This is a genomic window from Limnoglobus sp. (genome assembly GCF_059499385.1).
The window spans coordinates 70,093-80,099 of the sequence record NZ_JCABYM010000046.1 but is presented as its reverse complement, the minus strand read 5'-3'; the positions used below and the strand labels follow the sequence as shown (position 1 = coordinate 80,099).

General features: G+C 67.1%; 9 protein-coding genes and 2 pseudogenes. 6 read left to right on the top strand and 5 right to left on the bottom strand.

Going from position 1 to position 10,007, the window contains the following annotated elements:
* A pseudogene (locus AC5JJ2_RS08625) lies at positions 1-265 on the bottom strand (hypothetical protein); the annotation flags it as partial.
* 217 nt (positions 266-482) lie between these two features.
* Between AC5JJ2_RS08625 and AC5JJ2_RS08620 the strand changes: the two are divergent.
* Genes AC5JJ2_RS08620 through AC5JJ2_RS08610 form a run of 3 tightly spaced genes read left to right on the top strand, consistent with a single transcriptional unit; the run spans position 483 to position 2,199 of the window.
* Positions 483-1,535, top strand: coding sequence for a twin-arginine translocation signal domain-containing protein (locus tag AC5JJ2_RS08620; protein WP_495857571.1), 1,053 nt, complete (start codon positions 483-485; stop codon positions 1,533-1,535).
* Positions 1,536-1,539: 4 nt separating this feature from the next.
* The gene (locus AC5JJ2_RS08615; protein ID WP_495857570.1) at positions 1,540-1,983 is read left to right on the top strand and encodes a hypothetical protein; all 444 of its coding nucleotides are present in this window, start codon (positions 1,540-1,542) and stop codon (positions 1,981-1,983) included.
* A gap of 3 nt (positions 1,984-1,986) precedes the next feature.
* Positions 1,987-2,199 carry a hypothetical protein gene (locus AC5JJ2_RS08610; protein ID WP_495857569.1) on the top strand — a complete coding sequence of 71 codons (213 nt, stop codon included), beginning with the start codon at positions 1,987-1,989 and terminating at the stop codon, positions 2,197-2,199.
* Positions 2,200-2,389: 190 nt separating this feature from the next.
* Here AC5JJ2_RS08610 and AC5JJ2_RS08605 read toward each other — a convergent pair whose 3' ends face one another.
* Together AC5JJ2_RS08605 and AC5JJ2_RS08600 are read right to left on the bottom strand one after the other, a co-directional pair.
* Positions 2,390-2,848 (bottom strand): DIP1984 family protein, encoded by a 459-nt coding sequence (locus tag AC5JJ2_RS08605; RefSeq protein WP_495857568.1) that lies wholly within the window; start codon positions 2,846-2,848, stop codon positions 2,390-2,392.
* 17 nt (positions 2,849-2,865) lie between these two features.
* Positions 2,866-4,170, bottom strand: a complete 1,305-nt coding sequence (locus AC5JJ2_RS08600) for a DUF1501 domain-containing protein (RefSeq protein WP_495857567.1) — start codon at positions 4,168-4,170, stop codon at positions 2,866-2,868.
* 164 nt (positions 4,171-4,334) lie between these two features.
* On the opposite strand from AC5JJ2_RS08600, the gene AC5JJ2_RS08595 reads away from it, so the two are divergent.
* Positions 4,335-5,783, top strand: a complete 1,449-nt coding sequence (locus tag AC5JJ2_RS08595; RefSeq protein ID WP_495857566.1) for a hypothetical protein — start codon at positions 4,335-4,337, stop codon at positions 5,781-5,783.
* Positions 5,784-5,822: 39 nt separating this feature from the next.
* Here the strand turns inward: AC5JJ2_RS08595 and AC5JJ2_RS08590 are convergent, their stop codons facing one another.
* Positions 5,823-7,037: an NADP-dependent isocitrate dehydrogenase gene (locus tag AC5JJ2_RS08590; RefSeq protein WP_495857565.1), complete on the bottom strand. Its 1,215-nt coding sequence runs from the start codon at positions 7,035-7,037 to the stop codon at positions 5,823-5,825.
* 122 nt (positions 7,038-7,159) lie between these two features.
* Between AC5JJ2_RS08590 and dapA the strand changes: the two genes are divergently transcribed.
* Positions 7,160-8,041, top strand: a complete 882-nt coding sequence (gene dapA, locus AC5JJ2_RS08585) for a 4-hydroxy-tetrahydrodipicolinate synthase (RefSeq protein ID WP_495857564.1) — start codon at positions 7,160-7,162, stop codon at positions 8,039-8,041.
* A 3-nt stretch (positions 8,042-8,044) separates the two neighbouring features.
* Here dapA and AC5JJ2_RS08580 read toward each other — a convergent pair whose 3' ends face one another.
* Positions 8,045-9,133 carry a type VI secretion system protein TssA gene (locus AC5JJ2_RS08580; protein ID WP_495857563.1) on the bottom strand — a complete coding sequence of 363 codons (1,089 nt, stop codon included), beginning with the start codon at positions 9,131-9,133 and terminating at the stop codon, positions 8,045-8,047.
* Positions 9,134-9,288: 155 nt separating this feature from the next.
* Here AC5JJ2_RS08580 and AC5JJ2_RS08575 point away from each other — a divergent pair.
* Positions 9,289-10,007 (top strand): annotated as a pseudogene (locus tag AC5JJ2_RS08575) (hypothetical protein); the annotation flags it as partial.

Genomic DNA, 10,007 nt, shown 5'->3' with positions numbered 1-10,007 from the left:
GGCCCATGCCGCCAACGCCGACCCGCTCGAGCAGCTTGTACTTGCCGATGGTGAACCCGCGCCACTTACCTAACAGGAATTGCTCGGCCTGGAAGTTCGTCAGGATGCCGTCGGCGATCATGGCGTCGGACGCCTCGCGTACGTCCGCGGGGATGCCGCGGCCCTTCTGCCGCCGTTGCAGGTGCGCGGTGAGTTTCCCCTCATCGACCATGCCGCTCTTGCGGATGAGTTGAAGGAGTTCCTCGACCGTTGCGGGGGCGGACATAGCGGGCACCGGGTTGAGCGCGGTCAGCGGATGGGCTGAGATTTCAAGCGAAGGCTAGAACAGCAACACCCCGGACGCAAATCCGTCCTGCGTGAATCGGAATGTCAGGCGGGCGCAAGAATTCCGCGCCGACGGAACAATGTCGGACCGGTGCGTTGCGTTCGCTTTCGGTCCCGTCTAAACTGGGCCTTCCCTTTCCCCGTTCCGAGGAGTCCCGATGAACCGCCGCAACTTCCTGAAGCTCTCCGCCGCCACCGCCGCCACCGCCACGACCGGGCCGATCATTCTGGGGGCCGAAAAGAAGGCCGGGACCGATACGCCCGTGATCGGCATCGACGGGTACAAGTACGAGTGCCACCACAACTGGGGCACGCTGCCGAACGACCTCGAGTGGCAGACGACGCACAACGTCGCCATCGACTCGCAGGGGCAGGTCTACATCACCCACCAGGGGCACGAGAAGCGGAAGGGCCTCGACACCACGTTCGTGTTCGACACGGCCGGGAAGTTCATCCGGTCGTTCGGCAAGGAGTGGCACGGCGGCGGCCACGGCATCGACGTCCGCAAGGAGGGCGGCGAGGAGTTCTTCTACTACACGAACACGTGGCGTAGCCCGAAGGTCGTGAAGATGAACGCGAAGGGCGAGGTCGTGTGGAAGCTGGAACGGCCGGAGGCGAAGGAGTACGAGGACGCGAAGAAGAACTACTTCCCGACCAACGTGGCGTTCTGCCCGAACGGCGACCTCTTCGTCGGCGACGGGTATGGGTCGCATTACATGTTGAAATACACGAAGGACGGGAAGCTGCTGAGCGTCTTCGGCGGCCACGGCAATGCGGACGGCCAGTTCACGACGCCGCACGGCAACTGGATCGACGAGCGCACGCCGAACGATCCGAAGCTGGTGGTGTGTGACCGCGCCAACGCCCGGCTGCAAACCTTCGACCTCGACGGCAAGCACCTGAGCACGACCGAGAAGGGGACGGTGCTGTTCCCGGCGCACATCGACATCCAGGGGGACGTGATGCTCGTCCCGGACCTGCACGCGCGGGTGAGCCTGTTCGACAAGGCCGGGAAGCCGATCGTCCACCTGGGGGACGACGAGGCGTGGCGGAAGACGGTGCTGGACGGGTTCAAGGTACGGCGGGACGCGAAGCAGTGGCAAGCAGGGAAGTTCGTCCACCCGCACGACGCGTGCTTCGACCCGCACGGGAACATCTTCGTGGTCGAGTGGGTGGAGGGCGGGCGGATCACGTTCTTGAAGAAGGTGTGACCCGATGGCGAAGCCGAAGTTCGTGGTGCAGCACTTCCTCGTGTGCCAGGACGCCCCGTGGCTGGGCGTCGCTGGCCCGCGGACGCTACGCATTCTCGAAGGCGTCGGGTACACCTACCGCGTCCCCTCCGACGCGGAGTGCCCGGAGTGGGAATTTTGGGTCTACCTCCGGTTGTTTTTGTTGAACGAAGTGTCGGGGTCTCGAAAATTCTGGATCGAGGTCGAGTGGTTGGACGCCCCCGAAGGCGAGCGGAGGATCGCAAGCCAGCACTTGGGGCGAATCCCGTTTCGAGCCGATTCGCCGGTTACCGAACAGGCATTTCGGCTGAACCGTTTGGTGTTTCCCGCGCGCGGACGGTATGCGTTTCGGTTAAAATACCGGCGTCGGTCGTCGCTCTTCGAGTGGCAAGACGTGACGGCCAAGAGCGACTACATTCGCATCGAGTGAGCCATGAAACCCAAAAAGCCGCGCAACCCACCGCCGAAGCCTGGACCGTCCGTCTGGGTCGATATCGAGGCCGGGCCGCCCATCTATCACATCCCGAAGCCGGCGAAGACGACGCGGTTGAAGTGGGACCGCGCGAGCGGAACTCTCATCATCGACCCTGACCAGCCGAAGCCCGAGCCGACGACGGGCGACGTGAAGCCGCCGGAAAATGGCTGAGGGGTTCCGTCAGCGCGTGCGGTGGTGACGGTTGCGCGGTGCGAAGTCCGGTGTGCGCGGTGCTGGGCTGAGTTGTGCGATGAGGGGATCGAACCCTCCACGCTGCCCGCCGCGTGACCCGATGCGGCTTTCGCCGCTACGGCGGTATCCCCCGCCGCTGGGTCGCGCTCGCCCGGAACCCCCCAGTTCTCTACTGTTCGAGTTCGACCTGCCAGCCGGCCTCCTGGACGGCCGCGTTCAGGTCGCGAATACGCTTGGCCAGGTCGTCCGCGTCCGCCTGGAGCTGCTTCAAGTCTACCGTCAGCACCCAACGGATTTCCTTCGCGCCGTACCGCTCGACCGGCTTGGCGCACGAGTTGATGACCGATTGCAGGATGCGATGCCGCTGGATGAGGCCGTCCCGCTTTGCCAGGGCTTCCGTGAGCGTCTCGCCGGTCTTGATCGTGTACTTGATGTTCGTGCGGTTGATGGCGAAGACGAGTTTTTCGAGACTCGCCGCGACCGCCTCGATTTCGCGCAACAAGGCCCGCGGGTCTTCGGCCGGTTGTTCCCCCTCCTGCACGACCGTGTACTTCTGCGTCCGCTCCTGGAGCGAGGCGAGTTTCTTCTGCGAGTCCGCCCGCAGCAACAGCGCTTCGGCCAATTTCATTGTCATCCCCCCACCGGCTACCCGTAGACCTTATCGATGGTCTGGACAGTGCTCGGCAGGATCGGGTTCGGGCGGTTGGACACGTCGTACACCATGCCGTGCGGGTCGAGGCCGAGGTTGCGGTACACCGTCGCCAGCACGTTCGGGTACGGGATCGGGTCGTTCTTCGCCTCGCCGGCAATGCCGTCCGTGCTGCCGATCACCTGTCCGGTCCGCATCCCGCCGCCGGCCAGGAGCGCGCCGTTCACCCGCGCCCAGTGGTCGCGGCCGGCGTCCTTGTTGATCTTCGGCGTCCGCCCGAACTCGCCCCACACGCACACCGTCACGTCCCGGTCCAGCCCGCGGGTGTAGATGTCCTCGATCAGCGCCGAGATGCCGGCGTCGAACAGTGGGAGGTGCTGCTTCAGGTACTTGAAGTTGCTGCCGTGCGTGTCCCAGAACCCGTAGGCGACGGTCACGACCCGCGCCCCGGCCTCGACCAGCCGGCGGGCCATGAGGAGTTGGTCGTTCCACATCGGCCCGCCGTCGCCGAGGTGCTTCGGCGACCCCCGGCCGTACCGCTCGCGGACCTTCGGCGACTCCTTCGACACGTCCAGCGCGTCCACGACTTTGGAAGACGTCAGCACCTCGAAGGCGCGGTCGTGGAACGTCTCGGCCGACTCCTTGTACCGGTCCATCGCCGCGAGCAGCGACTGGCGGTCGGTCAGTTGGTTCATCGGGACGCTGAGGTTCTTCAGCACCGCGACCTCGTCGCCGTCCACCTTCACCGGGGCGGCGGCGCGGCCGAGCAGCGCCGGGCCGGGCGTGTTGTACGGCTTGTGAACCATCGTCGGCGACAGGTCCACGAACGCCGGAACGACCGGGTCGGTTTGGCCGAGCAACCGCGTTACGACGGACCCGAAGTGCGGCTTGTGCTCCCGCTTCGCGGCGTCCATCGTCGTGCCGGTGTAACTCTGCCACGAGCTGTGCTCGTCCCGTTGGCCGACGAGCGACCGCAGCACGACCATCTTGTCGGCGCACCGCGACAGCCGCGGCAGCAACTCGCCGAATTGGATGCCGGGGACGTTCGTGTTAATCGGCTTGAACTCGCCGCGGGCCTCGGCCGGGGCGTTCGGCTTCAGGTCGAACGTGTCCTGGTGGGCGAGGCCGCCGGTCAGGTAGACCATGATGACCGACTTGTGCGACTTCTTCCCGGCCGCCGCCTCGGCCTTCATCAAGGACGAGAGCGTCAGCCCGGTCGCGCCGAGCGCCCCGGCACGGAGGAACGACCGCCGGGAGATGCCGTCGCAAGTACGGGACCGGGAACCGAGGATCGTGAGCATGTGGCGGCTCGGCGAGGGACGGCGGAAGCCGTCGGCAGGAATAAGAGGTATCAACAGTTTAGCGGATGAACTTCGGCCGTGCCAATCAGGAACCGGGGAAGCGGCGCACTCTGGATAGGCGCGGGAAGCCGGGTGTGGTATCGGGACGCATCCGGAGGCCGTGCATGTTCGCGCTCACGAAGCTCACCCGCGTAAAGGTCGCCGTCGTTACCCGGCGGGCCGACCCCCTGCCCGACGGGCGGCGTGGCCCGTCGTTGACGTTACTGGCCGTCGTCGTCGGGCTGGTGTTGCGGGCCTGGCACTACGGCTGCAATCACACCATCTGGTACGACGAATCGGTCCTGCTGAACAACGTCCTCGGCAAGGGATATCTCCGGCTGTTGGGGCCGCTCGACCACGCGGTCGCGGCCCCGCCGCTGTTCCTGTGGATGCTCAAGACGTTGCACGTGCTGGTCGGCGACGTGTCATTCGTTTGGCGGCTGCCGCCATTTCTGTTCAGCTGCGGGACCCTCCTGCTGACCGTTCCGCTCGCCCGGCTCGCGTTCGCACCGGTCCTCGTGCCCGTGGCGGTCGGGCTGGTCGCGGTCTCGGACAACCACGTCTGGCTCGGCTGCACGGTGAAGCCGTATGCCGGCGACTGCTTCCTGGTGACGCTCTTGCTCTACGGCTACCTCCGCACGGCCGACTGGTCGGCGGCGCGACGGCTGCGGGCGCTCGCGGTCGTGTCTCCGTTTCTGCTGTGCTTCTCCTATCCGACGGCGTTCGTCCTCGGCGGGCTGATGGCCGCGCTGCTTCCGGCCGCGTGGCGGTCGGCCCGGTTCGCGTGGTTGTCGGCCGCGGGTTCAATGCTGGCGACGGCCATGCTGCTGTACATCGGCCCGATCAGCAATCAGCGGGTGACGAGTTTGGTCACGGAGTGGGTCCGCGACTTCCCGAACTTTGCGAAGCCCGCGACGGTCCCGGCGTGGCTCGTCGAACACACGGCGACGACGTTCCAGTATGCGTTCCTGCCGGCCGGGCTGGTCCTGTTCGCGCTCGCCCCGGTCGGGGTCGCATTCGCGTGGCGGACCGGCCGCCGCGACCTCGCGGTCGCCGTTACGGTCCCGTTCGCGCTCGCCGTCGTCGGGGCAGCGGCTCACTCGTACCCGTATGGCTTCAACCGACTGATGCACTTCATCGCGCCGTGCGCGTTGATGCTCGGCGGCCTCGGGCTGAGCGCGGTGGTACGGCGATACCCGCGGGACGGGGTGCGGGTGGCATGGCTTCTCGTGCTGGTCGCGGTCGTACCGACGGTGATCCATCTCGCGAAGCCGTGGCCGCGGCCGGACTCCGCGGCGGTGACCGAGTTCGTGAACAAGAACCGGCTGCCTGGCGAGGCCGTGTTCAGCGACGAGCCGGGCTACCTCTACTTCTTCCACGGCGAGTTGAAGAACTACGACGAGCTTGACGCCGTGAACGTCGGCGGGCGCGTGTGGGTGGTGATGGACCACTACTCGCCGGAGGAGCGGCGGGCGTATGTGAACTGCTTCGTCGGCGAGAAACACGGGTTCGAGTTGACCAACGAGTGGCTGTTCCGGCAAGCGTCCGCGTATGCCTTCGTGCGGGTGAAATGACGCGGGCGACCCGTCGGGTCGCCCGCTAAACAGTCGCGGTTACGCCATCCGCTTCTTCAGTTCCGCGTCCACCGCGTCGAGGTACTCGTCCGTCGTCAGGTACGGCGTCTTGTCGCTGATCAGGATCGCCAGGTCCTTCGTCATCTTCCCGGCCTCGACGAGATCGACGCACACCTTCTCGACCGTCTCCGCGAACGTCACCACGTCCGGCGTCTCGTCCATCTTGCCGCGGTAGATCAGCCCCCGCGTCCAGGCGTAGATCGACGCGATCGGGTTCGTGCTCGTCTTCTTCCCCTTCTGGTGCTCGCGGTAGTGCCGCGTCACCGTGCCGTGGGCCGCCTCCGCCTCGACCGTCTTGCCGTCCGGCGTCGTCAGCACGCTCGTCATCAGGCCGAGCGACCCGTACCCCTGCGCGACGGTGTCGGACTGCACGTCGCCGTCGTAGTTCTTGCACGCCCACAGGTAGCCGCCGGTCCACTTCATGTTCGCGGCCACCATGTCGTCGATCAGCCGGTGCTCGTAGGCCAGCTTCTTCGCGTCGAACTTCGCCTTGAACTCGGCGTCGAACACCTCCTGGAACAGGTTCTTGAACCGGCCGTCGTAGACCTTCAGGATCGTGTTCTTCGTGCTCAGGTAGACCGAGTAGTCGCGGCCGAGGCCGTAGTTGAAGCAGGCCCGCGCGAAGCCCTTGATCGACTCGTCGAGGTTGTACATCGCCAGCGTCACGCCGCCGCTCGGGGCCTTGAACACTTCCTTCTCGACGACCGGGCCGCCGTCGGCCGGGGTGTACGTCAGCTTGACCGTGCCGGGGCCGGGGAAGAGGATTTCGCTCGCCTTGTACTGGTCGCCGAACCCGTGCCGGGCGACGACGACCGGCTTGTCCCAGTGCCCGACGAGCCGCGGCACGTTCTTGCAGATGATCGGCTCGCGGAAGATCGTGCCGTTGAGGATGTTCCGGATCGTGCCGTTCGGCGACGGGTACATCCGCTTGAGGTTGAACTCCTTGACCCGCGCCTCGTCCGGCGTGATGGTCGCGCACTTGACGGCCACGCCGTACTTCTTCGTCGCCTCGGCCGACTCGAACGTGACCTTGTCGTCGGTCGCGTCGCGGTGTTCGATGCCGAGGTCGTAGTACTTCAGGTCGATGTCGAGGTACGGTAGGATCAGCTTCTCGCGGATCCGCTGCCAGATGATGCGGGTCATTTCGTCGCCGTCCATCTCGACGACGGGGTTCTTGACGTTGATCTTCGCCACGGGTGGCTCCGGGTGAGGCGTATGGGAAGGGAGATAGACTAGGGGAACGCGAAAGCCCCGGCACGGCCGTGCCGGGGCTTTCGCCCTAACATACTCGCACCCCACCCCGCGAGGCCCGTTCCATGCTCCGTGGCATCATCCCGCCGGTCGTCACGCCCTTCCTCGCCGACGAATCGCTCGACCTGCCTGGGTTGAAGAAGCACATCGACTTCATGCTCGCCCACGGCGTCCACGGCATCTTCGTCCTCGGCACGACCGGTGAGTTCTACGCCCTCGACGAGGCCGAGAAGCAGCAGGTCGTCGCGGCCGCGATGGCCCACGTCAACGGCCGCGCGCCGGTGTACGTCGGGACCGGGGCGGAGACGACCCGCGAGGTGATTCGCCTCACGAAGATGGCCGAGAAGGAAGGGGCCGCCGGCGTGTCGGTCATCACGCCGTACTTCCTGAAGCCGACGCAGGCGGAGTTGGTCGAGCACTTCCGCCGCGTCGCGGAGAGCACGGGGAAGGCGGTCGTGCTTTACAACAACCCCGCGACGTGCGGCGGCCTCAGCATCGAGCCGGACACGGTGGCGAAGCTGGCGGAGTTGCGGAACGTCGTCGGCATCAAGGACTCGTCCGGCGACTTGCAGAACACCATCGAGATCATCCGCCGCGTGCCGCCGACGTTCGCCGTGCTGAACGGCCGGGACACGCTCATCGCTGCGGCGCTGGTGTTCGGGGCGAAGGGGGCGATCCCGGCGTCGTGCAACATCGCGCCGGAATTGTGCGTCGGGATTTACGAATCGTTCATGAAGGGGGACGTGGCCGCGGCCCAGGCGTTCCAGGCCCGGCTGCACCCGGTCCGGCTGGCGATGGCCCTCGGCACGGGGAACGGTGCGATCAAGGAGGCGATGGCCCTGCTCGGCCGCCCGGCCGGGCCGAACCGCCTGCCGATCACGCCGCTGCCGGACGACAAGCGGGCGAAGCTGAAGGCGATCCTCGACGCGGCCGGCGTGACGAAGTAGCCGTCACTGCGGCGGCTCCTCGTTCAGCGGCACGCGGAGGAAATCGAGGACCGGCTTCGCCGAGGTTAGCTTGTCCACGAGTTCCGGGAACTTCAGGTCCCGCATCTCCATCGCCCGGCGGATGAGGAACGGGACCGGGCTGTGCGGGTCGATCCGCTCCAGGATGATGGTCAGTTCGTTGAACTTCGCGTACACGTCGTCGCGGGACCGCACCGCCCCCAAGCCGCCGCCCCCGCCGCCGGACGTTCCGCCCTCCGCGCCACCCACCTCGGCTTCGTCCGCCTCGGGTTCGACCTCGGCCCCGCTACCGCGGAGCCGGACCACCTCCTGCGTCATCGACTGGCAATCCTGGATCGCCTTCCGCAGCCCGCCGAGGCCGGGGGCGTTCGACCCGGCCTTCGCGTCCAGCACGTCCACGAGGGCCTGCAGCTCGATGAGCGCCGCGTCGATGTCCTCGTTCATCGTGCGGATGCGCTCGACCTGGCCCTCGTTCGCCGACGACACGGCCGCGCGGAAGTCCTCTTGCGTCACCTTCGCCGGGGAGTCCGGGCCGTAGGTCTGGCAGGCCGCGAACGACACGTCCACGCCGTCCGGCGTGGTCAAGAGCGGGATCGACCGGACGCTGTTCGGGAAGAACGGCGTCTTGATGTCGTCGTCGATGAACGCGAACGGGGCGACGCGGCCCTCCACGTCGTCCGGGTTCGTCGGGTCGTCGATGACCGGGTGCATCCGGTCCCAGCAGTCCTCGCACAGCCGCCGGAGGAGCTTCAGCCCGTCCCGTAGCCCGGCAAAGCCCGTCTGTTTCGTGAGGGCCTCGGTCATCGCCATGGCCACGGTCAGGTCCTTGCCGGTCCGGGAGAAGTATTGCGTCCCGAACTGGAGAACCTTGTCCCACTGCGGGACCTTCTTCTGGGCCTCGGCGTACTTCGGGTCGCGGCGGTCCTCCTCGGACAAGTCCCGCTCCGGGTCGAAGTCCTCGCGGTACTCCTTGAGCTTGTTCCGGTCGAGGATCGACGGCCGCGCCCCGGCCGGGTCGTCGCCGTCGATGGGGGCGAGGAGCGATTCGGGGTCGAGCACCTGGGGGGACGCCATGCGAAGACTCCGGGATGTGATCGGTGCGACGGTGATGATACCAAGCCGGCGGGTGGAAGGAACCGGCCGGGCGGGGAAGTTTCCGGTGGCGGGCGGCGGCGGGCCGGCCTATCCCATCCCGGCCGACCGTTCGACCCGTTCGCGGAGAAACCCCGGTGCTGCCCACGCTGTTCGCCCTCACGATCTTCCTGTCCGCCGCGCTGTCGTTCCTCGTGCAGCCTCTGATCGGCAAGCAGCTCCTTCCGGTCCTCGGCGGCACGCCGGGGGTGTGGAACACGTGCCTCGTCTTCTTCCAGGCCGTGCTCTTGCTCGGCTACTTCCTGGCCCACCAACTCACGAAATCGCGACGGCAGGTGGGCTTGCACGTCGTGCTGTTGCTCGCCGCGGGCGGCCTACTTGTCCTCGGCGGACTGTTGAAACCGCGGGAGGCGCTGATCCCGACCGAGAGCGAGATGCCGATCTTCGCGGTGTTGGCCGTGCTGCTCGCGGCGGTCGGCGGGCCATTCCTGGCGCTGGCGATGACGGCCCCGCTGTTGCAGCGGTGGTACGCCCGGTTCGGCCGGGACCCGTACCCGCTGTACGCGGCGAGCAACCTCGGCAGTTTCGTCGGGCTGCTGAGTTACCCGCTTTTGGTGGAACCGCTGCTCCCGCTCGGCGACCAGCGGGCGGCGTGGGCCGTCGGGTTCGCGGTGGTGGCGGCGTTGATCGCGATCTGTGGAATTGCGGCGGCCCGTCTTTCTCCCTCCCCCCTTGGGGGGGAGGGTCGGGGAGGGGGGTGGGCAGCCGCAACCACTGAAGGGAGTCACCAGCCACTGGCCCTGCCGGGGGGGGGGGGGGGGGGGGGGGGGGGGGGGGGGGGGGGGGGGGGGGGGGG